This window comes from Enterobacter sp. RHBSTW-00901 (assembly GCF_014103115.1).
GTDB lineage: Bacteria > Pseudomonadota > Gammaproteobacteria > Enterobacterales > Enterobacteriaceae > Enterobacter > Enterobacter cloacae_P.
Window position 1 is genome coordinate 4,610,827 of sequence record NZ_JABXPB010000001.1, and the last position, 26,625, is coordinate 4,637,451.

Below are 26,625 nucleotides of genomic sequence, written 5' to 3' on the forward strand. Positions count from 1 at the left end.
TTTTTGTTGAAAAAACTCGCAACGCATTCTACGATATGTACGGATTAATGCCGTACATATTGGACTAGATCATGCCAGCATTGAAAAAACAGCGTATCGACCTTCGCTTAACTGATGAAGACAAAATGATGATCGAAGAAGCGGCGGCGATGACGAATCAAACGATCACCCAATTTATGGTGAACAGCGCTTCGGAACGTGCTGCAGAAGTGATAGAACAGCATCGACGTCTGGTGTTAAACGAAGCATCATGGAATGCAGTGATGGATGCCATAAACAATCCGCCAGAGCCGAATGAGAGACTAAAACGAGCGGCAAAGCGTCTTCAAAACATGGAGTGAAGCGTGGCCAATCTCACGATCGATATGTTTTCAGAGGGAACCGATTACACTTTCGAGGATTTCGATTGTGGTGAGCCCTCACTCAATTCCTTCCTCACAGAGCATCTGGTGCGTCAGCACAATGGGCGTATTTTAAGAGGCTATCTACTCAAAGATCGTGACCATCCTCGTGTGCTGGGGTACTACACGTTGTCCGGAAGTTGTTTTGAGAAAGCATTGCTACCCTCTAAAACCCAGCAGCGCAGAATTCCTTATACAAACGTCCCAAGTGTGACTTTAGGCCGTTTAGCGGTACATAAAGAATTGCAGGGGAATGAGTGGGGGACAACACTCGTCACGCACGCTATGCGGGTTGTCTACCTGGCATCGCAGGCTGTGGGCGTGCATGGGATTTTTGTTGATGCACTTAATGAGCAGGCAAAAAGATTTTATCTGAAGCAAGGTTTTATCCCGTTATCCGGTGAAAACAGCAATTCGCTTTTTTATCCCACGAAATCAATCGAACGATTGTTTGAAGCAGACGAGTAAAGCCCTCCCGGAGAAGGGCTTTAGCGTTATCACGGATCCTGATGCACCACCTCGCCCTGCGGTGTCGGGATCGCAGGTGAGCGTTTATTGTGGTTTTACAACCCCGTTCATGCGTTTGGGCTCCGGCAAATCACCCGTATCATTCAGTGCCCCCGGGAACGTCGACAGCCACGCTTTCACCTTCTGCTTATTGGTATACACTGCGCTTAACCCTTCTAAACATCCCCATAGCTCGCGGGAATTCTGCGGGGTGATCACAATGCAATCCGGCATCACACGGATTTTTACCGCCCGGCCATACGTAAACCCGGCGCGGGAAAGCCAGTCACCGGACAGCGGCAGATAGTTGCGCTCCATTCGCGTATACAGCTCACCGCATGATGAACCCGACTCATCCCTCGCGTGAACACGCCCGGAATGGGTTGGCTCCCCATGCAACGTCCGTGGGTTCTTTTTGCATACTTGCTCGCGAATTTCTTCACTATTTTCAAATACTGCATTTTTCGTTTGGGCAACAGCCCACTCTGGCATAAAATTCTTCGCAGCCATATTCAACTCCTTATAAGTTGCTTTGTGGTTAGCGGTATAAAGGTGGTGGTACACCTTTTTACCGCGATCTCGTTTATCTACTTTCCTGTATAAAACTCACTGTTTGTGTTGTCGGTTCAGTACGCCGATTATACCCCCTATGGATAAATACACAGGGGTAAAATGGTGGTGAAAATAGTGAAAATGCGAGGCGGCTCGAGGAAAGGTGTGGGGGGAGTGAGGGGGGTAATGATGGTTTTCATTGGTAAAAAAGGGCTATGCCTGCTGGTAATGTAAGTGCCTGACTGGAGTGATTGTCGAGGGCTGGTTTGAGGTGTAGGTCCGCAGTGAGCGAAGAGCGGACACGATCACCAACTTCAGCTATTTTGGTTTACGAAGTTTTGTTTAAGGCGCTCTTTCCCTTCCGGTAGAAGCTCGCAAGAAACATCAGTTGTTTTTCTTATCGCATCATGCCTGAATGGACAGCAATTTCGATTAAAGGAGGAATCAATGTCACATTCATCATCAAAAAGAAAAGTCTTAGACATAGAAGGTCCTCTTGCGCATAGAGCATCACACGCACGGAGTTGCGCAAACCACGTAGCGAATAGATTGGGAATCACCCGCAGCGAGCTATTGATGAAGGTTGAGAGTGATACAGGCGCAAGTCTGATATCGCCACTCACAGAAGATGAGTTAATGAAAGCGTTTTATTATATGGAAAACCTTTAACAGCGACTGCTGTGAGCGAGGTATAGTCATTCGCACCCTGAGAATTACACTTTAAGTGATTCAGGGTATGCGCTTACTGGTTACGAATATTGAGCGAGAATCACGTGATGATCGCCGCTTTTCTTTCGAGCCAGTGGGTGCTCCACGTTCGCTAACGAATACTCAGGGCATGCAGATAAACTGCTGGCTATATTTCTTTCGAAGAGCGTGGAATGCATACCAATCCCCGATAAAAAGGAGTTGGTGATGACTGCGACTAATCAATTTGCTGCGCACGTTGGTCTGGACTGGGCAGATAAAAAGCACGATGTCTGTGTTCAGTTTAAAAACGGTGAACGCACATTCCATGTGATTGAACATACGCCGGAAGCACTTGATGTCTGGCTTACCGAGTTACACCAGAAGGTAAAAGGCAGGATCGCTATCGCCGTTGAGCTGAAGAAAGGTCCCGTGGTGTATGCTCTTCAGAAATATCCATTTATCACCGTTTTCCCCGTCCACGCTTTGTCCCTGGCTCGTTACCGGCAGGCCTTCTCGCCCAGCGGCGCTAAAGATGACCCGCAGGATGCCGAGCTGGCATTAGAGTTAATGCTGCGTTATCCCCAAAAGATAAAAGCCATTGAACCCGACAATGCGGATATCCGGTTACTCCAGCAACTGGTTGAGCAGCGCCGTCAGCTGGTTGAAGATAAACGCCGTTTTGTGAACCGGATAATCAACACACTTAAACAGTATTATCCTCAGCCACTGGAGTGGTTCTCACATCGGGGTAGCTTACTATTGTGTGAGCTGATTATCCGGTGGCCCAGTCTGCAACAACTGAAACGAGCGAGGCGCGACACGATCCGCAACTTTCTGAATGCCAAAGGTGGCCGCGCAATGGCTCTTACCGAGCAACGTGTTGCGAGTATTGATAACGCGATCCCATTGACTACAGACCCGAGCGTTATAGAGGCTAATGCTTTGATGGCAACAGCACTGGCGACACAAATTAAAGTCGTGAGTGAAATCATCAAAACCTATGACGAACGAATCGAAGCGTTGTTTGACACATTGCCAGATGCGGAGCTGTTCAAATCACTTCCGGGCATGGGGCCGTGTATGGGCCCACGAATGCTTGCTGCACTTGGTGATAACCGTGACCGGTTTAACAGCGCTGAAGAAATTCAAAACTACGCAGGTATTGCACCGGTGACAGAACGAAGTGGCCAGAAATCCTGGGTTCACTGGCGATGGCAGTGTGCCAAGTTCGTCAGGCAAACCTTTGTTGAATGGGCTGCCAAGACGGTTAATTCATCATACTGGGCCAGACTGTATTATCAGGGCCTCAGAGAGAAGGGCAAATCTCATCAGTCTGCGATCCGGGCACTGGCGTTCAAATGGATAAGGATCATTTACCGCTGCTGGAAGGCCAGAACCCAGTACGATGAAGCAAAATATTTGCTGGCTCTCGAAGCGCGCCACTCGCCCTTACTGAAGCCATAAAAAGCTTGTCGAATGTCTCAGGGCGTGATATAGTAATAAAAGCCGTATTCTGAGTATATTACCGTGTCCTCACATCTGTATAGTTCTGGCTCTCTATAGCTTTTCTGGTTGGACGGCAAGTCATTCGCAAGCCTGGTGAGCTTGTTGTTCGATAGACAAACTTATACGACCGTTAAGGAAAGCATGCCCTTAGCCATGGCCTGACATAGACATCAATCAAGCGAACTTCCTCTACTGGCACAAAGCCGACCATCTAAAGGACCGTAGAGTCAGCTATAAACAAGGGCCAGCAACATTCACTCTCCCGCCCACCACACACAACCCATCCCTCGCCACAACACACTTCTCTTCTTCGATTTTGCACAACCCCGCACTACAGAATGTCGAGAGAAAGCAGGGTGTTTGCTATGCTATGGCAAACCAATAAGGAGAGCGCAGATGACACAAGGTGCAGTGAAAACACCAGGTAAACGTTCGCAGGCGGTGAGCGCCAAGAAACAGGCGATCCTCAGTGCGGCGCTGGAGACGTTTTCGCAGTTTGGCATCCACGGCACGCGGCTGGAGCAGGTGGCAGAGCAGGCCGGGGTGTCAAAAACCAATCTGCTCTATTACTACCCGTCCAAAGAGGCGCTTTATGTTGCGGTGATGCAGCAGATCCTCGATATCTGGCTGGCCCCACTGAAGGCGTTCCGCCAGGAGTTCGCCCCGCTGGTGGCAATCAAAGAGTATATTCGCCTGAAGCTGGAGGTATCACGCGATTACCCGCAGGCGTCGCGACTGTTCTGTCTGGAGATGTTGCAGGGCGCACCGCTACTGCGGGCCGAACTGACGGGAGATTTAAAACAGCTGGTCGATGATAAGTCGGCAATTATCGCCGAATGGGTGGCCAGCGGAAAACTGGCTCCCGTCGACCCGCATCATCTGATCTTTATGATTTGGGCCTCCACCCAGCATTACGCTGACTTTGCGGCCCAGGTCGAAGCGGTGACCGGTAAGACATTACAGGATGAGGCGTTTTTCCAGAGCACGCTGGAAAACGTGCAGCGGATGATTATTGAAGGGATCCGCGTGCGTTAATTTGCCGGTGGGAGAGGGCAGCTTAAATCGCCCTCTTCGCACTGCATCAGCGAGGCAAGAAAGGCTTCGCGCTCCACGGTTTTTTCCGTCAGGCACTGATTCACAATCATCGGCTGAATGCTGCCGCCTTCGGTTCCGGAACCCACAAACGTACAGTCCGCATCACGCAGGGTGATCCACGCCTGCTGTGCTTTTTTCAACAGATCCCGTTGTGGGGCTGCCGCGCGTTTGATGGCCGCCTGGTAGGTCTGGTTGAGCTTTTTATCTGCTGCCTGGTATTGCTGTGCCGTACAGGTGTTGAGTTCCAGCTGGGTGCTGGCGTTCGCGCACTCGTCGGCCAGCGCGTTTGCGCTCAGCAACAATGCCGCACCTGCGATCAGGTAGTGTTTCATACATTCCCCATAAAAAAGGCTCCGTCTCCGGAGCCTTATTAGCACAGCGTTAGCCTATTGTCATCAGGCTCGCGTTACCTCCCGCCGCCGCGGTGTTGACGCTGAGCGAGCGCTCAACGTACAGACGCTCCAGAAGCAGGTTGGTTTCGCCGCGTGCAAAGCCCTGCACCGAAACAATCGCTCCGCTGCGGGCTGCAACCTGTTCGCACAGCTCGCGTAACTGGTCGGAATCGCCGTGGTAGATCACCGCATCAAACGGCTGGGTCAGCAGGACATCGGCCTTCGCAAAGTGGATGCGGGCAGAAACTGCCTTCGGCAGCTGTTTCGCCAGGTCACGATGCAGGCCATCTTCCGGCCACAGCACTTCACAACCCGTTGCGGCAGCGGCGGCCAGTTGAACCAGCGCATCCTGCTCGTTATCCGCGACGCACAGCACGCGTTCGCGCGGCATGAGCGTCCAGGTGTTGCGCTCGCCGGTTGGCCCCGGCAGCAGACGCTGTGTGCCTGCCTGCGCCAGCTCGCCATATTGCTGAGCAACAGCGCGCAGTTCAGGACGTTTATCGGCCCACTTGATGAGCGCTTCCAGTGGCTGAGTCAGCACCGCTTTCAGCTGTGTATCCACCGGACGTTCTGCATCCTGACGCGCCAGCGTTACGCCCAGCGCATTTTCCGGGCGGTTTGCCAGCAGGCGGTACAGGTAGAGTGGTCCACCGGCTTTAGGCCCGGTTCCGGACAACCCTTCGCCGCCGAACGGCTGAACGCCCACGACTGCGCCGACCATGTTGCGGTTCACATACAGGTTGCCCACTTTGGCACTGCCGGTGACCTGGGCGATGGTTTCATCGATACGGGTATGCACACCGAGCGTCAGGCCGTAGCCAGAGGCGTTGATCTGCTCAATCAGCTCGTTCAGGTTGTTGCGGTTGTAGCGCACCACGTGCAGCACCGGGCCGAAGACCTCTTTTTTCAGTTCGTCGAAGCTTGCCAGTTCGATAAGCGTAGGCGGGACAAAGGTACCGGTCTGCCATTCACGGGCATCTTCGTTGTTTTCACGGACGGCCTGGAACACCGGACGACCTTTGGCGCGCATGGTCTGAATGTGGTTTTCGATATTGCCTTTGGCTTCCACGTCGATAACCGGCCCGATGTCGGTAGTGAGACGACCCGGGTTGCCCATACGGCATTCGGCCATTGCACCGCGCAGCATCTTCAGCGTGTGGTCTGCCACGTCATCCTGCAGGCACAGCACGCGCAGGGCGGAGCAGCGTTGTCCGGCACTGTCGAACGCGGAGGCCAGCACGTCGACCACCACCTGCTCGGTCAGCGCTGAGGAGTCAACAATCATGGCGTTCATGCCACCGGTTTCCGCCACCAGCGGCGTTGGACGACCCTGTGCGTCAAGGCGTGTCGCAATATTGCGCTGCAGCAGCGTTGCCACTTCGGTGGAGCCGGTAAACATCACGCCGCGCACGCGGTTATCGGTGGTCAGTTTCGCACCCACCGTTTCACCACGGCCAGGCAGAAGCTGGATAACGCCTGCCGGTACGCCCGCTTCCAGCAGAATGTTAATTCCCTGAGCGGCAATCAGCGGTGTTTGCTCTGCCGGTTTTGCCAGCACGCTGTTGCCTGCCGCGAGTGCGGCGGCAATCTGGCCGGTGAAAATCGCCAGCGGGAAGTTCCACGGGCTGATACAGACCACCGGGCCCAGCGGGCGATGGGTTTCGTTATCGAAATCATCACGAACCTGGCCTGCGTAGTAGTGCAGGAAGTCGACCGCCTCGCGGATTTCGGCAATAGCGTTACTGAAGGTTTTACCCGCTTCACGCACCAGAATACCGATGAGCGATTGCATCTGATCTTCCATCAGCACCGCAGCACGTTCCAGAATGGCGGCACGCTCCTGAGGCGGCGTGGCGAACCAGATAGGGGCGTTGTTCACCGCGCTGTCCAGTGCCAGGTCAACTTCCGCTTCCGTGGCTTCACGCACGTAACCGACAATATCTTTTGGCTCTGCCGGGTTAATCACTGGCTGCATTTCGCCGTCAGCAACAGGCTGCTCCAGGATCGGTTTGGCCTGCCATTTATGTAATGCGCTGTTGAGCAGAGCAGAAGAGAGGGACGCCAGACGGTGTTCGTTAGCGAGATCCAGACCCGCAGAGTTGACGCGGCCTGTGCCATACAGCTCACGCGGCAGGGCAATCTTCGGATGCGGCAGACCAATCTGGCCTTCCTGTGCTGCCATTTTCTCAACGGCCTGCACCGGGTCGGCGACCAGCTCGTCCAGCGGTAGCGTGGTGTCGGCAATGCGGTTAACGAAGGAGGTGTTCGCCCCGTTCTCCAGCAGACGACGCACCAGGTACGCCAGCAGGGTTTCATGTGTGCCTACCGGGGCATAAATACGGCACGGACGGTTCAGCTTGCCATCCGCCACTTTCCCGGTGACCTGCTCGTACAGCGGTTCACCCATGCCGTGCAGGCACTGGAATTCATACTGACCCGGGTAGTAGTTCTGCCCGGCCAGGCTGTAAATCGCCGCCAGGGTGTGGGCGTTGTGGGTCGCGAACTGCGGGTAGATCAGGTTTGGCACGCCAAGCAGTTTTTTCGCGCAGGCAAGATAGGAGACGTCGGTGTAAACCTTGCGGGTATAGACCGGGTAGCCTTCCAGGCCGTCCATCTGCGCACGTTTGATTTCGCTGTCCCAGTATGCGCCTTTCACCAGACGGATCATCAGGCGACGGCGGCTGCGGGTGGCGAGGTCAATCAGGTAATCAATGACGAACGGGCAGCGTTTCTGGTAGGCCTGAATAACAAAGCCAATGCCGTTCCAGCCGGCGAGTTCAGGTTCGAAGCACAGTTTTTCCAGCAGATCGAGGGAGATCTCCAGACGGTCGGCCTCTTCGGCGTCGATATTGATGCCGATGTCATACTGGCGCGCCAGCATCGTCAGAGATTTCAGGCGCGGGTACAGCTCGTCCATCACGCGGTCATACTGCGCACGGCTGTAGCGCGGGTGCAGGGCGGACAATTTAATCGAGATGCCCGGGCCTTCATAAATGCCACGGCCATTAGAGGCTTTACCGATGGCGTGGATCGCCTGTTGGTAAGAGACCATATACGCCTGGGCATCGGCAGCGGTCAGCGCCGCTTCGCCCAGCATGTCGTAAGAGTAGCGGAAACCTTTATCTTCCAGCTTGCGGGCATTGGCCAGCGCTTCGGCAATGGTTTCGCCGGTCACAAATTGTTCACCCATCAGGCGCATCGCCATGTCCACACCTTTGCGGATCAGCGGTTCACCGCTCTTACCGATAATGCGGTTCAGGGAGCGGGAGAGGTTGGCTTCGTTATGGGTAGAGACCAGTTTGCCGGTAAACAGCAGGCCCCAGGTCGCCGCGTTAACGAACAGCGACGGGCTGCGGCCAATGTGTGACTGCCAGTTACCGTTACTGATTTTGTCGCGGATCAGTGCATCGCGGGTGGCTTTATCGGGGATACGTAGCAGCGCTTCCGCCAGACACATCAGCGCCACGCCTTCCTGTGAGGAGAGGGAGAACTCCTGCAGCAGGCTTTGCACCATCCCGGCACGACCGCTGGCCGTTTTCTGGCTACGCAGCTTGTCGGCAAGCTGATACGCCAGGCTGTGCGCCTGGGCGGCAATGGCGTCCGGCAGGCGAGCCTGCTCCAGCAGCATCGGGACTGCGTCGGTTTCGGCACGGCGGTAAGCGCCGGTAATGGCGGCACGGCTGACGGACTGGGGCAGGATCTGCTCGGCGAATTCGAGGAACGGCTGATGGCTCTCTTCGGCTGCCGGGGGGGCGTCATCGCTTTCATTGGCGGCACCCGCCAGCAGGGCTGGCAGCTCTGGCAGGCCATCTTCACTCTCCAGCCTTTCCAGATAGTTAAAAATCGCCTGCTTGATTAGCCAGTGCGGCGTGCGGTCAATGCGGGTCGCTGCGCTCTTAATCCGTTCGCGGGTCGCGTCATCCAGCTTAACCCCCATAGTGGTCATACCCATGCCAAAACTCCTGTTGTTCTGTAGTCGTGTTCTGTCGTTAGCGTGAAATATCCATCATGTTGCAACTTTGTGCAACCGTGTTAAATGTGACCTGGTTTGCAAGCTGGAAAATGAATGGATTGTTAATGGATGGTTAGCTGGAAAAAAGTGCTGGCTTCTGAATCCGAAGCCTGTTTTTATGCGGGACTTAACATTTTTAAAAGGTGCAACCCGCAAAAGCGTGAGCGAGTGCAACCTATGGGAAAGACGTATAAAACCAGGGATGAATTTGATGTAAATGCAGTGTTAAATCGTTTGTCAGCGGGATGCGCATGCGGCAGGATAGCGCGCCCAATGGAAACACATACACACATCACTACGTTCCGGTGATCATATAACAAGGCAACCCGGATGGTTGTCGCTCGACATTTTGGAGAATTTGAATGGCAATTAGCACACCGATGCTGGTGACATTTCTCGTTTATATTTTTGGCATGATCCTGATAGGGTTTTTGGCATGGCGTTCAACGAAGAACTTTGACGACTATATTCTGGGCGGACGTAGTTTAGGGCCAATGGTGACGGCACTCTCTGCGGGTGCATCGGACATGAGCGGCTGGCTGCTGATGGGCCTGCCGGGTGCGATTTTCATCTCTGGTATTTCAGAAAGCTGGATCGCCATCGGCCTGACCGTCGGCGCGTGGATCAACTGGAAGCTGGTGGCAGGCCGTCTGCGCGTGCATACCGAAGCCAACAACAACGCCCTGACGCTGCCGGACTACTTTAGCGGACGTTTTGAAGATAACAGCCGTATCCTGCGCATCATCTCCGCGCTGGTTATCCTGGTGTTCTTCACCATCTATTGTGCTTCCGGCATTGTGGCCGGTGCGCGTCTGTTCGAAAGCACCTTCGGCATGAGCTATGAAACGGCGCTGTGGGCCGGTGCGGCGGCGACTATCCTCTACACCTTCGTGGGCGGCTTCCTGGCCGTAAGCTGGACGGATACCGTGCAGGCGAGCCTGATGATTTTCGCGCTGATCCTGACGCCAGTGATTGTGATTTTCACCGTCGGTGGCTTTGCTGATTCTCTGGAAGTGATTAAGCAGAAGAGCATTGAAAACGTCGATATGCTGAAAGGGCTGAACTTCGTTGCCATCGTGTCTCTGATGGGCTGGGGTCTGGGTTATTTCGGTCAACCGCATATTCTGGCGCGCTTTATGGCCGCTGATTCCCACCACACCATCGTGCATGCACGTCGTATCAGTATGACGTGGATGATCCTCTGCCTGGCGGGTGCGTGTGCCGTAGGCTTCTTCGGTATCGCCTACTTCAACAATAACCCGGCGCAGGCGGGTGCGGTGAACCAGAACGCCGAGCGTGTGTTCATTGAGCTGGCGCAAATTCTGTTTAACCCGTGGATTGCCGGTATCTTGCTGTCGGCCATTCTGGCGGCGGTAATGTCCACCCTGAGCTGCCAGCTGCTGGTGTGCTCCAGTGCTATCACTGAAGATCTGTACAAAGCGTTCCTGCGTAAAGGGGCAAGCCAGAAAGAGCTGGTGTGGGTAGGGCGTTTCATGGTGCTGGTGGTGGCATTGGTTGCCATTGCGCTGGCGGCGAACCCTGAGAACCGCGTGCTGGGCCTGGTGAGCTACGCGTGGGCGGGCTTCGGTGCTGCGTTTGGCCCGGTAGTGCTCTTCTCCGTGCTGTGGTCACGTATGACCCGTAACGGCGCGCTGGCGGGAATGCTCATTGGTGCGGTGACCGTTATCGTCTGGAAACAGTTCGCCTGGCTGGGCCTGTACGAAATCATTCCTGGCTTCATCTTCGGCAGTATCGGCATTGTGGCGTTCAGCCTGCTGGATAAAGCACCGTCAGCGGCAATGCAGAAACGCTTTGCCGACGCGGATGCGCATTACCACTCTGCACCGCCGTCAAAACTGCAGCCGGAATAAATTCCGTCTCGCTCCTGGAGGCCGGGTAAGCGGTAGCGCTACCCGGCTTTTTCTTGCAAATTTTCTGTAATTACGTTGATATCGCTGCACTTATAACAATGAGGATAGCGAAGAATGATGATTAAAACAGGGTTGATGGCGGCAGCATTATTGATGCTGGCAGGCTGTAACGCCCCATCGCAACACGCTGCGGCGGATACCTGCAAAGCGGATAACCAGATGCAGCAAACCACGCTCTATTTCGGGCTGAACCGCCCGGCAGGGAAAGAGATCACCGGCCAGGAGTGGCAGCAGTTTGTGGACCAGGACGTGACGCCACGTTTTCGTGATGGCTTAACGGTGTTTGATGCTCGCGGGCAGTGGCTGGGCAACGACGGGAAAGTAGCACGCGAGCAGAGTAAGGCGCTGATGCTGATCCACGGTAAAGATGCCCAGAGCGAGAAGAATATTGAGGCGTTACGCGGGATTTATAAATCACGCTTTGCGCAGGAATCGGTGATGCGTGTTGATCAGCCGGTGTGCGTGCAGTTTTGATAAAACCAGCCGGGTGGCGCTAACGCTTACCCGGCATTAACTCACAATACTAACCCTGCAACGCTCGCCGACAGCAAGCTTACCAGCGTCGCGCCATACACCAGACGCAGACCGAAGCGGGATACCACGTTCCCCTGTTGCTCGTTCAGGCCCTTAATTGCCCCTGCCACAATGCCGATGGAGGCGAAGTTAGCAAACGAGACCAGGAAGATGGACAAAATCCCCAGCCCGCGCGGTGTCATCTGGTGGGCAATTTTTTGCAGCTCAATCATCGCCACAAATTCATTCGCCACCAGCTTGGTCGCCATAATACTCCCGGCATTCAGGGCGTCGCTCAGCGGAATACCGACCAGCCACGCCAGCGGATAAAACACATAACCCAGGATCTGCTGGAAACTCATGCCAAATACGCTGGAGAAGAGGGCGTTGATGGCGCTAATCAGGGCAATAAAGCCCATCAGCATCGCCAGAATAATCATCGCCACTTTAAAGCCTGCCAGAATATACTCACCCAGCATTTCAAAGAAGCTCTGGGATTCGTGCAGTTTTTCTAGTTTGATATCCGGTTCGGCTTCCGGACGTGCCGGGTTGATAACAGAGAGAATAATAAAGGTGCTGAACATGTTCAGAACAAGTGCCGCCACGACAAATTTGGCGTCGAGCATCGTCATATAGGCACCCACAATCGACAGGGAAACGGTTGACATGGCCGTTGCTGCCATCGTGAACAAACGACGGGAAGAGAGATCGCCAAGTATCCCTTTGTATGCAATAAAGTTTTCTGACTGACCGAGGATCAGTGAACTCACTGCGTTAAAGGACTCCAGCTTGCCCATGCCATTCAGTTTTGACAGCAGCGTACCGATGACCCGAATAAAGACTGGCAGAATTCGCCAGTGCTGAAGAATACCAATCAGTGCAGAGATAAAAATAATCGGGCAGAGCACGCCGAGGAAGATGAATGCCAGCCCTTTTTCACCCATCCCGCCAAAGACAAAATTGGTGCCTTCAGCGGCGAATTTAAGCAGTGACTCAAAGAAACCCGACACATATTTAATCAGAAACAGGCCACTTTCGGCATGCAGGAAAAAGAACGCCAGGGCGATCTCAATTACAATCAGCTGTAAAACAAAGCGAATACGAATTTTTCGGCGGTCAAAACTCGTAAGCCAGGCAAGCGCAAGAATAATCACCAGCGCCAGCAGGAAATGGACAACGTTATACATAGTTTTATTTCAGTTGGTTTTTGAGGCGCATATTTAGCCACAGCGCTGATTAACCGTAAATGAGCATTTTCTTTATACGTTATAAACCTAACAATAACTACTGAAACTATTACCCTGCGAGTTTTTTACATCTCATCATCAAAACGCCACACATTTCGCTTGTGTTTCTTTTCTCCGTAATGATAATCACTATCACAAGAATTTACCTTTCTTTTCACCAGTTGACCGCGATAAACATTTAAGGTGTCGGCATGTTTGTTCCATTTCTCATTATGTTACGTGAGGGGCTTGAAGCGGCCCTCATTGTCAGCCTGATCGCCAGTTATCTGAAGCGAACCCAGCGCGGACGCTGGATTAGCGTTATGTGGGTTGGGGTTGTCCTCGCCGCAGCGCTCTGCCTGGGGCTGGGGATCCTTATCAATGAAACCACCGGAGAATTTCCGCAGAAAGAACAAGAGCTGTTTGAAGGCATCGTCGCCGTGATTGCGGTGGTGATCCTCACCTGGATGGTGTTCTGGATGCGTAAAGTCTCCCGCAACGTGAAAGTGCAACTGGAGCAGGCGGTGGATAACGCATTGCAGAAGGGCAATAACCACGGCTGGGCACTGATCATGATGGTCTTTTTTGCGGTGGCGCGGGAAGGTCTGGAATCTGTCTTCTTCCTGCTGGCTGCGTTTCAACAGGATGTCGGTATCTGGCCGCCGCTGGGCGCAATGCTGGGGCTGGTCACCGCCGTGGTGCTGGGCTTCCTGCTCTACTGGGGCGGCATTCGTCTTAACCTGGGGGCGTTCTTCAAATGGACCAGCCTGTTCATTCTGCTGGTCGCGGCAGGGCTGGCGGCAGGGGCTATTCGCGCCTTCCACGAAGCGGGTCTGTGGAATCACTTCCAGGATGTGGCGTTTGACTTCAGTAACGTCCTCTCTACCCATTCTCTGACCGGCACGCTGCTCGAAGGTATCTTCGGCTATCAGGAAACGCCGAGCGTCAGCGAAGTGGCAATGTATTTCATCTATCTCATTCCAGCGCTGGTGCTGTTTTTTATGCCATCGCGCCCCAGCGCTCAGCCGTCGCGTACTGCGCCCTGAAGTGCACCGTGTAGTTACAACATACTTTTAAAAGGGAAGTGTCATGGCAATTCAATTTCGTCGTAGTGCGTTACAGGCGGGTGTGGCAGCGCTGATTGCATCTGCATTTGCAGCTCAGGCTGCTGATATTCCACAGGTTAAAGTGACGGTGAATGATAAACAGTGTGAGCCGATGACCATCACGGTCAACAGTGGCAAGACCCAGTTTATTATTCAGAACCATAGCCAGAAAGCGCTGGAGTGGGAGATCCTCAAAGGCGTGATGGTGGTGGAAGAGCGTGAAAACATCGCCCCTGGCTTCAGCCAGAAAATGACCGCTAACCTGCAGCCGGGTGAATATGACATGACCTGCGGCCTGCTGACGAACCCTAAGGGTAAGCTGATCGTTAAGGGCGAAGCCACGGCGGATGCCGCAAAAGGCGCGGCCTTGTTGAGCCTGGGTGATGCCATTACTGCCTATAAAACCTGGGTCGCCACAGAAACCGCCGGTCTGGTTACGAGCACCAAAGCCTTTACCGATGCGGTGAAAGCGGGGGATATCGAAAAAGCGAAATCCCTGTATGCGCCAACCCGTCAACACTACGAGCGCATCGAGCCGATTGCCGAACTGTTCTCTGACCTCGATGGCAGCATTGATGCCCGTGAAGATGATTACGAGCAGAAAGCCGCCGATCCGAAATTCACCGGTTTCCACCGTCTGGAAAAAGCCCTGTTTGGTGACAACTCCACCAAAGGCATGGAGAAATATGCCGATCAGCTGAACAGCGACGTGCTGGAGCTGCAAAAACGCATTAGCGAGCTGGCCTTCCCGCCGTCAAAAGTAGTGGGTGGGGCAGCCGGTCTGATCGAAGAAGTGGCCGCGAGCAAAATCAGTGGTGAAGAAGATCGTTACAGCCACACTGACCTGTGGGACTTCCAGGCGAACGTCGACGGTGCGCAGAAAATTGTCGATCTGTTGCGTCCTCAGTTGCAAAAAGAGAACAGCGAACTGTTGGCCAAAGTGGATGCCAACTTCAAAAAAGTCGACACCATTCTGGCGAAATACCGCACCAAAGACGGTTTTGAAACCTACGACAAACTGACCGATGCTGACCGTAACGCGCTGAAAGGCCCGATTACAACGCTGGCGGAAGATCTCTCTTTACTGCGTGGCGTACTGGGTCTGGACTAAGCACGATGAACAAACATGATGAATATGATGTCGCTGAGCCTTCACGACGTCGATTGTTAAAAGGGGTTGGGGCGCTTGGCGGCGCGTTTGCGCTGGCCGGTGGGTGTCCGGTGGCGCATGCGGCGAAACCGCAAAACGCTCCCGGCGTGCACTCACCGGGTACCCGCATGGAGACGCAGCCCTTTTATGGCGAACACCAGTCGGGCATTCTGACACCGCAGCAGGCCTCCATGATGCTGGTGGCCTTTGATTCGCTGGCGAGCGATAAAGCCGGGCTGGAGCGCCTGTTCCGCCTGCTGACGACACGCATTGCGTTTCTCACCGCCGGTGGCCCGGCACCGGAAACGCCGAACCCGCGTCTGCCACCGATGGACTCCGGGATCCTCGGGCCGTTTATCGCGCCAGATAACCTGACGATTACCGTTTCGCTCGGTGAGTCGATGTTTGATGCGCGCTACGGTCTGGCACAGCAGAAGCCAAAAGCACTGCAAAAAATGACGCGTTTCCCGAATGACTCTCTGGACGCAAACCTGTGCCACGGCGATCTGTTGCTGCAGATCTGTGCCAATACGCAGGACACGGTTATCCATGCGCTGCGCGATATCATCAAGCACACGCCAGATTTGCTCAGCGTTCGCTGGAAGCGGGAAGGATTTATCTCTGACCATGCTGCCCGCAGCAAAGGGAAAGAGACACCGGTGAACCTGCTTGGGTTTAAAGACGGTACGGCCAACCCGGACAGCCGCGATGGCGCGCTAATGAAAGATGTGGTCTGGGTTACAGCCGATCAGGGTGAACCTGCCTGGGCGGTGGGCGGCAGCTATCAGGCCGTGCGGATTATCCAGTTCCACGTTGAGTTCTGGGATCGTACACCGCTCAAAGAGCAGCAGACGATTTTTGGTCGCGATAAACAAAGCGGTGCGCCGCTGGGTATGCAGCACGAGCATGATGTACCTGACTACGCCAGCGACCCGGATGGCGATGCCATTGCGCTGGACAGCCATATCCGGCTGGCGAACCCGCGCACGAAGGAGACACAGTCCAGCCTGATGATGCGTCGTGGCTACAGCTACTCACTGGGGGTGACCAACTCCGGCCAGCTCGATATGGGGCTACTGTTTGTCTGCTATCAGCACGATCTGGAGAAGGGCTTCTTAACCGTACAGAAGCGGTTGAACGGTGAAGCGCTGGAAGAGTACATTAAACCCATCGGCGGCGGCTATTTCTTTGCCCTGCCAGGGCCGCGCGATAAAAATGCGTATCTCGCACAAGGCCTTATCGAAGCCTGATATACATCCCTGCGATAGTTCGCAGGGATATTATTTTTTCATATGACTCCCTTCTTGTTATATTTCTGTAATATTCCTGTATGAGACTGATTTCAACTGCAGGAGCAGTCTTAAAAGTTGCATTCAAGTAAAATAAATGTTGCATTTATGATAATTCTTGATGTACTTAATATAAGGCAGCGGTTGTTCCCGGCAGTGATGCTGAATCACTATGGAGATCGCGAATGGTTGCGTCCTGTACTGGACAAGGTAAACATAACAACCGCAGCACCCGGCGCGGAGGCTCAGACTCCGGCAGCGATTTCCTCACCACTAAATTCTCCCTCTCGACTCAAGAACCTCATTCTACCGACGTGCAAAATGGTGCGCGTAGCCGTTCTGTATCGTCATCCGGAAAAGCAAGCAATGGCTTACAAGGAAGCCAACCCTCAGATGTTCGTGCGCATAATCGTGCCGAAGCTGGCGCGTGTGATGAATACCAACAACTCAAGGTGCTATCCATGGGAAGACAAAAAGCAGTGATCAAAGCTCGTCGCGAAGCAAAACGTGTGCTGAGACGGGATTCACGCAGCCATAAACAGCGTGAAGAAGAATCGGTCACCTCGCTTGTGCAGATGAGTGGCGTAGAAGCAATTGGCATGGCGCGGGACAGCCGTGATACTTCTCCAGTTGTGGCACGCAATGAAGCTCAGGCGCACTACCTGAATGCTATCGAGAGTAAACAGCTCATCTTTGCAACCGGTGAAGCCGGATGCGGGAAAACCTGGATTAGTGCAGCCAAAGCGGCGGAGGCTCTGATCCATAAGGACGTGGACAGAATTATTGTCACCCGTCCGGTACTGCAAGCTGATGAAGATCTCGGCTTCTTGCCCGGAGACATTTCGGAGAAATTTGCCCCGTACTTCAGGCCCGTCTATGACGTGCTGGTGAAACGACTGGGGGCATCCTTCATGCAGTACTGCCTGCGACCAGAGATTGGGAAGGTGGAAATCGCGCCGTTCGCTTATATGCGCGGACGTACATTTGAAAATGCGGTCGTCATTCTTGACGAGGCTCAGAACGTGACCGCAGCGCAAATGAAGATGTTTTTAACGCGCCTCGGGGAGAATGTGACGGTTATCGTCAATGGCGATATTACCCAATGCGACCTGCCATCCGGTGTGAAATCTGGGTTGAGCGACGCCATGTCACGTTTTGAGGAAGATGAGATGATTGGGGTGGTTCGCTTCACCAAAGAGGACTGCGTGCGCTCGGCACTCTGCCAGCGCACGTTGAAAGCGTACTACTGAGTTTGCTGTTGTGTTCAAGGCCCGGGAAACCGGGCTTTGTTTTTTGTGCTTTTTATTCCCTCTCCCCTGGGGCTGAGGGTTCCCCACAAATGAATGCGGGCAGTGCATAATTCCCTCGCCCCTTTGGGGAGAGGGTTAGGGTGAGGGGCTTAGACCGCACTGAGCTGCATAAAGCACCGGGGGGGGGGATTGACTCGCTTCGCTCGCCGTTACTCGGCCCATCCATGGGCCTCGCCCCTTCGGGGCCAACGCAGGCGTTGTTCAAAAACGCTCCCGGCGTTTTTGTGCGGGCAGATTCCTCGCAGGCTCGTCATCTGTCCAACTGGCTGTCGCCAGTTGTCGAACCCCGGTCGGGTGTTCTCATTCCCCCCGCAGGCGTGCAACATGCGAAAAAAAAGCCCGTACTTTCGTACGAGCTCTTTCTCGAATATGGCGGTGAGGGGGGGATTCGAACCCCCGATACGTTGCCGTATACACACTTTCCAGGCGTGCTCCTTCAGCCACTCGGACACCTCACCATATTGTTTGCTGCCTGACCGCTTGGGGGGCAACGGGGCGCTACTATAGGGAGTTGCGCTAAAACGGTCAAGCAGATTTTCTGCTTTAGTGCTTGTTCGGTTAAGCAATAATCAGCTCCACGGCTTTTACACCGTGGAGAAGGCGATTAACGCTGTGAATCGAGCACTTCGCTATTTTTTACGACCTCTTGCGCTTTACCATAGCTTTCGATCAGCAACTGATAGGCAGGGAAGATATGGGTATAAACCTCAGCCCACTGCGCAGCATCTTCCCGATTCCATGTGCGCTGGATCTCGGAGGCAACAGCCGCAGTATCCATCGGTACAACGCCTGCCTGTACCACGCGTGCCAGCGTGATCTCCTGCGCCATTTTGCTGTAGGTTCCGGAGGCATCAATGACCGCAAACACTTTATAACCGTCTGCTACCGCGCTGATCGACGGGAAGGCCATGCAGACACTGGTAATGGTTCCGGCAATAATCAGCGTGTTACGCCCGGTAGCTTTCACTGCCGCAACGAATTCCGGGTTGTCCCAGGCGTTGATCTCGCCTTTACGTGCAACATACTGTGCATGCGGCGCGTTGGCATGGATCTCCGGGATGAGCGGGCCGTTCGGCCCTTGCGGAACAGACGCCGTGGTAATGACCGGAATGTTTGCCAGCGTGGCAATTTTCGCCAGTGCCGCCGCACGGGCACGCAACTCCGGCATTGGCATATCACCGACGGTCTGGAACAGCCCACTCTGGTGGTCGATAAGCAGCATGACCGCATCATTGACATCAATAACCGGACGTGCGCCGTTGAAGTTAGCAGGGGTAGACATAATCCTCTCCTTTATTACGCTCAGATCTGGCCGAAGCGGCCGGAATTGAAATCGCGAATAGCTTCAGCGATTTCGGTTTTACTGTTCATCACAAACGGGCCGTAGCCCACGACAGGTTCATTTAACGGTTCCCCGGCCATCAGCAGGACTTTGGCATCGCGGCTGGCTTCCAGATGTAGTTTGTTACCCTCCTGGCTCATGACGACCAGTTGGGCTTCACCCGCCTGGGCTGTGCCGTTTACCGTGATGTTGCCTTCCAGCACAACCAGCGCGGTGCTCCATCCTTCGGGCTGACTGAGCGTAAGATGGCTTCCCTGATTCAGGGTGACATCCCAGACATTCAGCGGTGAGTAGGTATGCGCAGGGCCTGTCACCTCGCCGTAGCGACCCGCGATAACCCTCAGCGAGCCGCTGTTATCCGGCAGTGTCACTACCGGGATCTCACCTTTCGTGATGCTCTGATAGCCCGGAGCCGCCATTTTGTTTTTTGCAGGCAGGTTGACCCACAACTGCATCATTTTTAGTTCTCCTCCCTGGCGCGAGAACGCGCTGGAGTGGAACTCTTCGTGCAAAATGCCCGCACCTGCCGTCATCCACTGAACGTCGCCAGGGCCAATTACACCGCCTTTGCCCGTCGAGTCGCGATGCTCTACTTCACCGGAGTAAACGATGGTGACCGTTTCAAAACCACGATGGGGGTGCTCGCCCACGCCGCGTTTTGCGCCATCCGCCGGGAAGGTATAGGGGCCTGCGTAGTCCAGCAGTAAGAATGGGCTGAGCGGTTCACCGTGAGTCTGATAAGAAAACATCGAACGTACCGGGAAACCGTCGCCAACCCAGTGCTGACGGGGAGCGGTATAAACACCTGTTACGTTTTTCATGATTAACTCCTGATGTTCTGTTGATGTAATTAGCTTATATTCAGAGTTAATATCCCGGTAGATAGTGAAAATGGCATTCACTGTTCTGAAAATAGAACGATGGGGGTTTATGCAGGATCTCAATGACTTCGTCTGGTTCGTTAAAGTGGTCGACTACGGCGGTTTTGCGGCGGCGGGGCGGGCACTCGATCTGCCCAAGTCCAGGCTGAGCCGCCGGATTGCGCAGCTGGAGGAGCGGCTCGGTGTGCGTTTAATACAGCGCACGACCCGGCAGTTCACGGTGACAGAGGTTGGGCAAACCTTCTATCAGCACTGCAAAGCCATGATGGTGGAAGCGGAAGCCGCAGAGGAGGCCGTTGCGGCGCTACAGGCTGAACCGCGCGGTATTGTCAGACTCACCTGTCCGGTAACGCTGTTACACGTGCATATTGGGCCAATGCTGGCACGATTTATGGCGCGTTATCCTGGTATTAATCTTCAGCTTGAGGCGACAAATCGGCGTGTTGATCTCGTCAGTGAAGGGATTGATGTGGCGATACGCGTTCGCCCACGCCCGTTTGATGACAGCGATCTGGTATTGCGGGTGTTGGCTGACAGGGGGCATTGTCTTGTCGCGGGGTCACAGCTGATCCAACAGCAGGGGATGCCCGAAATGCCGTCTGAACTTAGTGCCTGGCCGGGTCTCAGTATGGGAGAAGGGAAACAGGTGCATAAGTGGGAACTCACCGGGCCAGAGGGCGCAAGAGCGGAAATCCATTATGTGCCTCGCCTCATTACCACCGACATGCTGGCGTTGCGGGAGGCGGCGGTGGCGGGCGTGGGGGTAGTGCAGTTGCCCATTTTGATGGTGAAAGATCAGCTTGCCACAGGGGAACTGGTACGGGTACTTGAGGCGTGGGAGCCAAGACGGGAGGTGATCCATGCGGTATATCCGTCCCGGCGCGGTTTGCTGCCGTCGGTCAGGGCGCTGGTGGATTTTCTCACTGAAGAGTATGCGCGGATGGTGGAAGACTGATGCTTTTTGTCCGGCGACCCGACCGGTGACACAACGTCCTTCTGGCGACTTTATTTTTATGTACAGTGTTCACGCGGACACTGTACATACCGTTACACAGCAACGCTCATCTTTTTATATACACCTGGTATAGAATGTCGCAAAAGATAAGCCTCAAATTCAACCGAAAAACACGCGGCTATTTGTTGTGTCAGTGTTAGAAAAATGAGTGTCATAAATTTTAAATAAATGAATACTATGTAGTCTTACCTACTTATAATGAAAATCAAAAATACGCTTTGTTTACATATCCTGATGGCTACTCTGGCTGTCTTGTTTCTCTGTGTTCACCCGTTGGTGACAAGCTTTGATCCACCGCTTGAGTTCCAGCCGCTGATTAAATCGATGGATGGGACACCAAAAGAGCAAGCGGAAAGAATAGCCACGATTTCTCATGCGTTAAAAGGGAATTCGATTTTCTTCATCGGGGCATCTGAAGTGGCTACCTCTGAAGAAGAACATTACGCTGTATATAATTACTTTAATAAGCAATTGCACAAACCTGTAGTGGCGTATGGTGATAGTTTTGTCGATGACACGACACAATTTTTACTGTTTTCACGCTTTAAGGATGACCTTAACGCAAACAGTAAAGTTGTTTTACTTCTGGCTCCTGACAGCTTTTATTCGAAAGGTCTGCCACCAGCAATTTTTGCCGATAATTTCCCGGGGTCTATTTTCAATCCGCTGATGAAAGATCCGCAGGCACGTCCTTTGCTGACTCATTATTTACAGCATATTGATGCGAAGGATATAAGCCATTTAACGTTTGGCCAAATGGCTGTGTATGGCTGGCATCCGGATCTCATCTGGGAAGAGGTGAGCAATCAGTTCGCCAACTTCTGTACGATGATTAAAAACGACTGGCTGGCCATGCTCAATATTGAACCACAGACGGTACAACCGTGGCCACAGCAGTCGATAACCCCTGTTGTTCCTGACTGGAATAAAGAGCTGGCTCATGCGCGCGAGTTGAATAAAAAACGCCAGCAGAGCGCGGCCACAATGTGGATGGATAAGTCTGTTTATGAACCGGGAGACAAGCCGGAACAGTGGGATGACACACCTGTGGTGCCCGAACAGATTGCGTCGTTAAAGAAAACTATCCAGCTTCTGAAACAACGCCATGTACAGGTGATTGCTATCGTCGACCCTGTTAACCCCTGGGCGCTCTACAACACCGACACATTCCGGCCGGTTGATAAGCAAATTCAAACCATTCTGGAAGAGAACCAGGTTCCCTATTTAGATATGTACGCTATGCCGTATGAGAACGGCTGGAACTGGGATCGCCTGCATCCTTCTGAACTGGCATGGGTTCCTATGATTCGCTTTATTGCAGAGAGCTTTAAATGATGAAAACCGCGATTCGTCTTTTTTTCCTTTATCTCCTGCTGGCAATCACCGTCGTTGCGTGGACCTCTGTCGATGACAGCATGAGTTTACAGCTGCATTTTGAATATCAAAAGTTCTGAGGTTGAATGATGTACAGCTCAGGAATGTTTTTTTTCTATTTGTTTTCATCAGCCCTGGTGTTTGCGCTGGTTAATCGCCTGTTGCATCGTCGACTGACGTATTTATCTGCCTTTTCAGTGCTGTCAGCATTAGGATGGGGGTATATTTTCCAGGGTGATTATATTGTCCCGGTTGCCGTTTTTTTAGTTTTTTATGTTCTCGTTACATTAAAAGAGAAGGGGTGGTTAAAAACCTGGCAAGCGGTCTCCTTAACGTTGCTGCCATTGTTTTTGGTGAAATTACACTTAAATAACCACTGGGGAATGATCGGCCTCTCTTTCATGACGTTCCGCGCGATTGATGTATTGCTTTATCGCAGTAAAAAAGATGGTCGGAATTTCCTGCACTATTTCTGCTATCTCTTTATGCCCTTTGTTATTCTGGCCGGCCCAATGTACCGCTGGCGGACATGGATTAGCGATGTGAGCAAGCCTGTCTTCGCGATTTCCCGCGAGCAGTTTTTAGTGGCGTTAGAGCAAATAGTTACCGGTATCGTCCAGAAGTTCTTGTTCGCTATGCTGGTCGACACGCTGGTTGTGCAGCGGTGGAGCCATGAGCCGTTCTCGCTGACCGTAGGTGTGGTGATGTCGATTGCCTATAGCGCCTATCTCTACTTTGATTTTGCTGGTTACAGCAATATGGCTATTGGGGCCGGTCGCTTATTTGGACTGAATATTCCGGCGAACTTCAATATTCCCATCCTTGCGAAAAACCCGCAGGATTTCTGGCGTCGCTTCCACATTAGCCTTTCTGAATGGCTGCGCGATGTGGTCTTTATGCCAATTTATATGAACTTGATGAAGTTCAACTTTTTCCGCCAGAACAAAACGCTGGCGCAGAATATCGGTATTTTTTGCACCCTGTTCTGTATGGGAGCGTGGAACGGACTCGAACGCCATTATGTCATCAGTGGCGCACTCTTTGGCGCTATTTCTGTTGTTCACAACATGCTGCTGTGGTTAGCCAAACGTAACCCGACGTTGCACAACGGGTTACAGCATCCGGTTATTGCATTTTTGGGGCGAATTCTGACGCTGGGAAGCGCCGCAGCCTCCCTTTACATCTTTAGTGGAATGTCACCTCTATGAAAAATCAATCCGATCTCCAGGAACTGCAAGATTTCTTACGTGCGGCATTACGTGATCCCGCAGTTCCCCAGCAACTGGCCATCAGCGGTAGTGACGAAGCCTTAAGCTGGTTACAACTTTCCTCTGCCGTGGTGGACTGGGAGCAACGCTATCAGCGTTGCCAGCCCTCCGCTGGCATGCCAGTCGTCTTGTACGGACATCAGCAGGCTGAGTTCGCCGTGGCGATTTATAGCTGCCTGTTGCACAACATTCCGTATATCCCGGTGGACTGTATCTACCCGCAGGAGCGGCTTAAAGAGATCTGCCACCTGGCGAATGCGCCTTACTATTACGATGTCGCGACAAAGCAGTTCATCGCCACCGGTGAAACGGGCAAGGTGCTGGCCGAACAGGATCTCGCTTATATCATGTTCACCTCTGGCAGCACTGGTAAACCGAAAGGGGTGCAGATTGGACGTGAAAGCGTATGGCACTTCATGAAATGGGTAAGCCAGGACTTTTTCCTGCCGGAAAAACCGGTGCTAATGAACCACGCGGTGTTCAGCTTTGACCTCTCCCTGATCCCTTTACTGGCGAATCTGGCGATGGGGGGACATATCGTTCTGAACGCAAAAGAAGATATCCTGCAGGGTAACTGGCTGGACAGACTGAAAATGAATGCTGTTTCTGCCTGGGTTTCAACGCCGTCTTTTGCTTATCAGAAATTGCTTTCTCCGCAGTTCAACAGTGAATATTTGCCTGACCTGAGCGTCTTTATTTTCATTGGTGAAGTATTAAATAAAGCGTTGGTTAAACAGTTACGTCGCCGTTTCCCACAGGCAAAAATTATCAATTCCTATGGCCCAACGGAAGCGACCATCGCGACCACCGTGGTTGAGATAACGGATGAGATCCTCAACAGCGACAACGCAGTGTTGCCGGTTGGGGTGATGATGCCTGACAGCAAAATGGAAATTACCGCCGAAGGCGAACTGATTATCTGGGGTAAGAACGTGATGCGCGGCTATCTCGGTTTACCGCAGGAGAACGCGGAAAAATTACTGCACCGGGAAAGTGAAGCGTTTCGTGGCTACCGAACCGGCGACCTGGGTTATGAAGATGGACTCATCTACTGCCAGGGGCGTAACGACAGCCAGGTCAAACTGAACGGCTACCGTATTGAAATCAACGAGATTGAAAACCGCCTGCTGGCCATGTCAGGTATCAGTGAAGCGGTGGTTCTGCCGCTGATGAAATCCTGCGGTAGCGTGTTGCGTATTGCCGCTTTCTGCGTGACGGATTTGGCACCGGAGGCCATTAAAACATCGCTGGCGAAAGTGGTGCCACCTTATATGGTACCTTCACAAATCATCATTAAAGACGCTTTGCCGCTGAATCCTAACGGCAAAATTGACCGTAAGTTGCTGGACTCTCATGCCCGCACGAATTAATTACCCCAGGAAAGGTTATGGAACAAGAAATTCTCGCCCTGTTTGAAAAAGTGTTATCCCGCAAAGTGGGTTTTCACGATGAGCTGATTGAATCCGACATTCTCGACTCCATTCTGGCGGTCGACATGGTACTGGAGGTGCAGGACGTGTACGGTTGTATGATCCCGCCGACCGAAGTTGCGACGGTGCTGAAAACTCCGGCAGATTTGGCTCGCTATATTGAAGAAAACCGTTAATCGCGATTGGTGTTAACGTTTCTGTGAAGACCCTGGATGATTTCATTCAGGGTTTTTTATTGCCCCATTCGCAGGCGTGCAACATGCGAAAAAAAAGCCCGTACTTTCGTACGAGCTCTTTCTCGAATATGGCGGTGAGGGGGGGATTGACTCGCTTCGCTCGCCGTTACTCGGCCCATCCATGGGCCTCGCCCCTTCGGGGCCAACGCAGGCGTTGTTCAAAAACGCTTCCGGCGTTTTTGTGCGGGCAGATTCCTCGCAGGCTCGTCATCTGTCCAACTGGCTGTCGCCAGTTGTCGAACCCCGGTCGGGTGTTCTCATCCCCCCGCAGGCGTGCAACATGCGAAAAAAAAGCCCGTACTTTCGTACGAGCTCTTTCTCGAATATGGCGGTGAGGGGGGGATTCGAACCCCCGATACGTTGCCGTATACACACTTTCCAGGCGTGCTCCTTCAGCCACTCGGACACCTCACCATATTGTCATCCCGTTGTTACCGGAACGGGCGCTAATGTAAGGAAAAGCCGAACTGCCGTCAACCCACTTTTTCAGTAAATTAGCGCGTTTAGACAAACTTCAGACAACCTGATTCCTAAATGTGCTGAAAGTGCCTTTTTTATCAGCAACGCGGTTTGCTGATAAATTTGTTATGCTGGCAATCTGGTTGAAAATGAAAATAAAAAGCGCAATGAAAGGCAGGAATGACTATGGATATTATCTTTTATCACCCCACTTTTGATACGTCTTACTGGATTAAGGCGCTTTCGGCTGCATTGCCGGGTGCACGCGTTCGCGAGTGGAAGCGTGGTGATCATGAACATGCTGACTACGCGCTGGTCTGGCATCCGCCAGTTGAAATGCTGCAGGGACGCAAACTGAAGGCCGTTTTTGCGCTGGGAGCCGGTGTGGATTCGATTCTGAGTAAACTGAAAGCGCACCCTGAAATGCTGCCTGAAGATATCCCGTTGTTCCGCCTGGAAGATACCGGAATGGGCCAGCAAATGCAGGAATATGCCGTAAGCCAGGTACTGCACTGGTTCCGTCGCTTTGACGATTATCTGGCACTCAAACAGCAATCCCACTGGGAACCCCTGCCGGAGTATCAGCGCGAAGATTTTACGATAGGTATTCTCGGCGCTGGCGTGCTTGGCTCAAAAGTGGCCGAAGCCCTTGCCCCGTGGGGATTCCCGCTGCGCTGCTGGAGCCGCAGCCGCAAGGATTATCCTGGTGTGAAGAGTTTTGCCGGAACAGATGAACTTCCGGCGTTCCTGAAAGATACGCGTGTGCTGATTAACCTGTTGCCGAATACGACGGAAACGGTGGGGATCATTAACAGTACACTCCTGAATCAACTGGCTGACCGGAGCTACTTAATGAACCTGGCGCGTGGGGTGCATCTGGTGGAAACCGATCTGCTGAACGCTCTGGACACTGGAAAGCTCAAAGGCGCGATGCTGGATG

The 26,625-nt window shown here is 53.1% G+C and carries 23 protein-coding genes and 2 tRNA genes; 17 read left to right on the forward strand and 8 right to left on the reverse strand.

The genetic code is table 11. The features are described from left to right. Positions 1-71: 71 nt before the first annotated feature. Positions 72-341 (forward strand): type II toxin-antitoxin system TacA family antitoxin, encoded by a 270-nt coding sequence (locus HV318_RS22200; protein WP_182274468.1) that lies wholly within the window; start codon positions 72-74, stop codon positions 339-341. Between the two features lie 24 nt (positions 342-365). Continuing rightward, positions 366-869: a GNAT family N-acetyltransferase gene (locus HV318_RS22205; protein ID WP_524537215.1), complete on the forward strand. Its 504-nt coding sequence runs from the start codon at positions 366-368 to the stop codon at positions 867-869. Between the two features lie 84 nt (positions 870-953). On the opposite strand, the gene HV318_RS22210 is transcribed toward HV318_RS22205, so the two are convergent. Next, complete coding sequence (locus tag HV318_RS22210; protein WP_182274470.1) at positions 954-1,418, reverse strand: SymE family type I addiction module toxin; 465 nt, start codon at positions 1,416-1,418, stop codon at positions 954-956. 957 nt (positions 1,419-2,375) lie between these two features. Here HV318_RS22210 and HV318_RS22215 point away from each other — a divergent pair. Together HV318_RS22215 and rutR are read left to right on the forward strand one after the other, a co-directional pair. After that, positions 2,376-3,614, forward strand: a complete 1,239-nt coding sequence (locus HV318_RS22215; RefSeq protein WP_003030308.1) for an IS110 family RNA-guided transposase — start codon at positions 2,376-2,378, stop codon at positions 3,612-3,614. Between the two features lie 438 nt (positions 3,615-4,052). Continuing rightward, positions 4,053-4,691, forward strand: a complete 639-nt coding sequence (gene rutR / locus HV318_RS22220; RefSeq protein ID WP_182274471.1) for an HTH-type transcriptional regulator RutR — start codon at positions 4,053-4,055, stop codon at positions 4,689-4,691. Here rutR and HV318_RS22225 read toward each other — a convergent pair. Both HV318_RS22225 and putA read right to left on the reverse strand, forming a co-directional pair. After that, positions 4,688-5,083 (reverse strand): lysozyme inhibitor LprI family protein, encoded by a 396-nt coding sequence (locus HV318_RS22225; RefSeq protein ID WP_182274472.1) that lies wholly within the window; start codon positions 5,081-5,083, stop codon positions 4,688-4,690. The genes rutR and HV318_RS22225 overlap by 4 nt on opposite strands. A gap of 49 nt (positions 5,084-5,132) precedes the next feature. After that, positions 5,133-9,095: a trifunctional transcriptional regulator/proline dehydrogenase/L-glutamate gamma-semialdehyde dehydrogenase gene (gene putA / locus HV318_RS22230; protein WP_182274473.1), complete on the reverse strand. Its 3,963-nt coding sequence runs from the start codon at positions 9,093-9,095 to the stop codon at positions 5,133-5,135. Positions 9,096-9,517: 422 nt separating this feature from the next. On the opposite strand from putA, the gene putP reads away from it, so the two are divergent. Together putP and HV318_RS22240 are read left to right on the forward strand one after the other, a co-directional pair. After that, positions 9,518-11,026, forward strand: a complete 1,509-nt coding sequence (gene putP / locus HV318_RS22235; protein ID WP_182274474.1) for a sodium/proline symporter PutP — start codon at positions 9,518-9,520, stop codon at positions 11,024-11,026. Between the two features lie 114 nt (positions 11,027-11,140). Continuing rightward, the gene (locus tag HV318_RS22240) at positions 11,141-11,560 is read left to right on the forward strand and encodes a DUF3574 domain-containing protein (protein WP_182274475.1); all 420 of its coding nucleotides are present in this window, start codon (positions 11,141-11,143) and stop codon (positions 11,558-11,560) included. A gap of 41 nt (positions 11,561-11,601) precedes the next feature. On the opposite strand, the gene HV318_RS22245 is transcribed toward HV318_RS22240, so the two are convergent. Beyond that, positions 11,602-12,786: a NupC/NupG family nucleoside CNT transporter gene (locus HV318_RS22245; protein WP_182274476.1), complete on the reverse strand. Its 1,185-nt coding sequence runs from the start codon at positions 12,784-12,786 to the stop codon at positions 11,602-11,604. 251 nt (positions 12,787-13,037) lie between these two features. Between HV318_RS22245 and efeU the strand changes: the two genes are divergently transcribed. From efeU to phoH, 5 genes are all read left to right on the forward strand, one after another. Continuing rightward, entirely contained in the window at positions 13,038-13,871 is an 834-nt protein-coding gene (gene efeU / locus HV318_RS22250) for an iron uptake transporter permease EfeU (RefSeq protein WP_182274477.1), read from the forward strand. Between the two features lie 43 nt (positions 13,872-13,914). Further along, entirely contained in the window at positions 13,915-15,042 is a 1,128-nt protein-coding gene (gene efeO, locus HV318_RS22255) for an iron uptake system protein EfeO (protein ID WP_182274478.1), read from the forward strand. 5 nt (positions 15,043-15,047) lie between these two features. Continuing rightward, the gene (efeB, locus tag HV318_RS22260) at positions 15,048-16,331 is read left to right on the forward strand and encodes an iron uptake transporter deferrochelatase/peroxidase subunit (protein ID WP_182274479.1); all 1,284 of its coding nucleotides are present in this window, start codon (positions 15,048-15,050) and stop codon (positions 16,329-16,331) included. Positions 16,332-16,478: 147 nt separating this feature from the next. Then, complete coding sequence (locus tag HV318_RS22265) at positions 16,479-16,853, forward strand: hypothetical protein (protein ID WP_182274480.1); 375 nt, start codon at positions 16,479-16,481, stop codon at positions 16,851-16,853. Continuing rightward, complete coding sequence (phoH, locus tag HV318_RS22270; RefSeq protein WP_182274481.1) at positions 16,832-17,620, forward strand: phosphate starvation-inducible protein PhoH; 789 nt, start codon at positions 16,832-16,834, stop codon at positions 17,618-17,620. The genes HV318_RS22265 and phoH overlap by 22 nt, the downstream gene beginning before the upstream one ends. A gap of 430 nt (positions 17,621-18,050) precedes the next feature. Here the strand turns inward: phoH and HV318_RS22275 are convergent. From HV318_RS22275 to HV318_RS22285, 3 genes are all read right to left on the reverse strand, one after another. Beyond that, a tRNA-Ser gene (locus tag HV318_RS22275) sits at positions 18,051-18,138 on the reverse strand. Between the two features lie 146 nt (positions 18,139-18,284). Beyond that, positions 18,285-18,962: an isochorismatase family protein gene (locus HV318_RS22280; protein ID WP_182274482.1), complete on the reverse strand. Its 678-nt coding sequence runs from the start codon at positions 18,960-18,962 to the stop codon at positions 18,285-18,287. A 20-nt stretch (positions 18,963-18,982) separates the two neighbouring features. Then, positions 18,983-19,843 (reverse strand): pirin family protein, encoded by an 861-nt coding sequence (locus tag HV318_RS22285; RefSeq protein ID WP_182274483.1) that lies wholly within the window; start codon positions 19,841-19,843, stop codon positions 18,983-18,985. Positions 19,844-19,952: 109 nt separating this feature from the next. Between HV318_RS22285 and HV318_RS22290 the strand changes: the two genes are divergently transcribed. From HV318_RS22290 to HV318_RS22310, 5 genes are all read left to right on the forward strand, one after another. After that, the gene (locus HV318_RS22290) at positions 19,953-20,858 is read left to right on the forward strand and encodes a LysR family transcriptional regulator (protein WP_182274484.1); all 906 of its coding nucleotides are present in this window, start codon (positions 19,953-19,955) and stop codon (positions 20,856-20,858) included. Between the two features lie 258 nt (positions 20,859-21,116). Beyond that, complete coding sequence (locus HV318_RS22295) at positions 21,117-22,253, forward strand: D-alanyl-lipoteichoic acid biosynthesis protein DltD (RefSeq protein ID WP_182274485.1); 1,137 nt, start codon at positions 21,117-21,119, stop codon at positions 22,251-22,253. A gap of 128 nt (positions 22,254-22,381) precedes the next feature. Beyond that, positions 22,382-23,500, forward strand: coding sequence for a membrane-bound O-acyltransferase family protein (locus HV318_RS22300; protein ID WP_182274654.1), 1,119 nt, complete (start codon positions 22,382-22,384; stop codon positions 23,498-23,500). Beyond that, the gene (locus HV318_RS22305) at positions 23,497-24,930 is read left to right on the forward strand and encodes an AMP-binding protein (protein ID WP_182274486.1); all 1,434 of its coding nucleotides are present in this window, start codon (positions 23,497-23,499) and stop codon (positions 24,928-24,930) included. The genes HV318_RS22300 and HV318_RS22305 overlap by 4 nt, the downstream gene beginning before the upstream one ends. A gap of 17 nt (positions 24,931-24,947) precedes the next feature. Then, positions 24,948-25,166 carry an acyl carrier protein gene (locus tag HV318_RS22310; protein WP_182274487.1) on the forward strand — a complete coding sequence of 73 codons (219 nt, stop codon included), beginning with the start codon at positions 24,948-24,950 and terminating at the stop codon, positions 25,164-25,166. 386 nt (positions 25,167-25,552) lie between these two features. Here HV318_RS22310 and HV318_RS22315 read toward each other — a convergent pair. Beyond that, positions 25,553-25,640 (reverse strand) — tRNA-Ser (locus HV318_RS22315). A 231-nt stretch (positions 25,641-25,871) separates the two neighbouring features. On the opposite strand from HV318_RS22315, the gene ghrA reads away from it, so the two are divergent. Next, a partial coding sequence (ghrA, locus tag HV318_RS22320) for a glyoxylate/hydroxypyruvate reductase GhrA (RefSeq protein WP_182274488.1) occupies positions 25,872-26,625 on the forward strand: 754 nt, incomplete at its 3' end.

What these genes read in the sequence shown, in the direction of transcription:
- HV318_RS22265 (WP_182274480.1), top strand. Translation starts at nt 16,479, where the DNA reads ATGATAATTCTTGATGTACTTAATATAAGGCAGCGGTTGTTCCCGGCA.
- HV318_RS22240 (WP_182274475.1), top strand. Translation starts at nt 11,141, where the DNA reads ATGATGATTAAAACAGGGTTGATGGCGGCAGCATTATTGATGCTGGCA.
- putP (WP_182274474.1), top strand. Translation starts at nt 9,518, where the DNA reads ATGGCAATTAGCACACCGATGCTGGTGACATTTCTCGTTTATATTTTT.
- HV318_RS22285 (WP_182274483.1), bottom strand. Translation starts at nt 19,843, where the DNA reads ATGAAAAACGTAACAGGTGTTTATACCGCTCCCCGTCAGCACTGGGTT.
- HV318_RS22290 (WP_182274484.1), top strand. Translation starts at nt 19,953, where the DNA reads ATGCAGGATCTCAATGACTTCGTCTGGTTCGTTAAAGTGGTCGACTAC.
- efeB (WP_182274479.1), top strand. Translation starts at nt 15,048, where the DNA reads ATGAACAAACATGATGAATATGATGTCGCTGAGCCTTCACGACGTCGA.
- HV318_RS22245 (WP_182274476.1), bottom strand. Translation starts at nt 12,786, where the DNA reads ATGTATAACGTTGTCCATTTCCTGCTGGCGCTGGTGATTATTCTTGCG.
- HV318_RS22225 (WP_182274472.1), bottom strand. Translation starts at nt 5,083, where the DNA reads ATGAAACACTACCTGATCGCAGGTGCGGCATTGTTGCTGAGCGCAAAC.
- HV318_RS22295 (WP_182274485.1), top strand. Translation starts at nt 21,117, where the DNA reads ATGAAAATCAAAAATACGCTTTGTTTACATATCCTGATGGCTACTCTG.
- HV318_RS22210 (WP_182274470.1), bottom strand. Translation starts at nt 1,418, where the DNA reads ATGGCTGCGAAGAATTTTATGCCAGAGTGGGCTGTTGCCCAAACGAAA.
- rutR (WP_182274471.1), top strand. Translation starts at nt 4,053, where the DNA reads ATGACACAAGGTGCAGTGAAAACACCAGGTAAACGTTCGCAGGCGGTG.
- HV318_RS22280 (WP_182274482.1), bottom strand. Translation starts at nt 18,962, where the DNA reads ATGTCTACCCCTGCTAACTTCAACGGCGCACGTCCGGTTATTGATGTC.
- efeU (WP_182274477.1), top strand. Translation starts at nt 13,038, where the DNA reads ATGTTTGTTCCATTTCTCATTATGTTACGTGAGGGGCTTGAAGCGGCC.
- phoH (WP_182274481.1), top strand. Translation starts at nt 16,832, where the DNA reads ATGGGAAGACAAAAAGCAGTGATCAAAGCTCGTCGCGAAGCAAAACGT.
- HV318_RS22200 (WP_182274468.1), top strand. Translation starts at nt 72, where the DNA reads ATGCCAGCATTGAAAAAACAGCGTATCGACCTTCGCTTAACTGATGAA.
- HV318_RS22305 (WP_182274486.1), top strand. Translation starts at nt 23,497, where the DNA reads ATGAAAAATCAATCCGATCTCCAGGAACTGCAAGATTTCTTACGTGCG.
- HV318_RS22300 (WP_182274654.1), top strand. Translation starts at nt 22,382, where the DNA reads ATGTACAGCTCAGGAATGTTTTTTTTCTATTTGTTTTCATCAGCCCTG.
- HV318_RS22215 (WP_003030308.1), top strand. Translation starts at nt 2,376, where the DNA reads ATGACTGCGACTAATCAATTTGCTGCGCACGTTGGTCTGGACTGGGCA.
- HV318_RS22310 (WP_182274487.1), top strand. Translation starts at nt 24,948, where the DNA reads ATGGAACAAGAAATTCTCGCCCTGTTTGAAAAAGTGTTATCCCGCAAA.
- putA (WP_182274473.1), bottom strand. Translation starts at nt 9,095, where the DNA reads ATGGGTATGACCACTATGGGGGTTAAGCTGGATGACGCGACCCGCGAA.
- efeO (WP_182274478.1), top strand. Translation starts at nt 13,915, where the DNA reads ATGGCAATTCAATTTCGTCGTAGTGCGTTACAGGCGGGTGTGGCAGCG.
- HV318_RS22205 (WP_524537215.1), top strand. Translation starts at nt 366, where the DNA reads ATGTTTTCAGAGGGAACCGATTACACTTTCGAGGATTTCGATTGTGGT.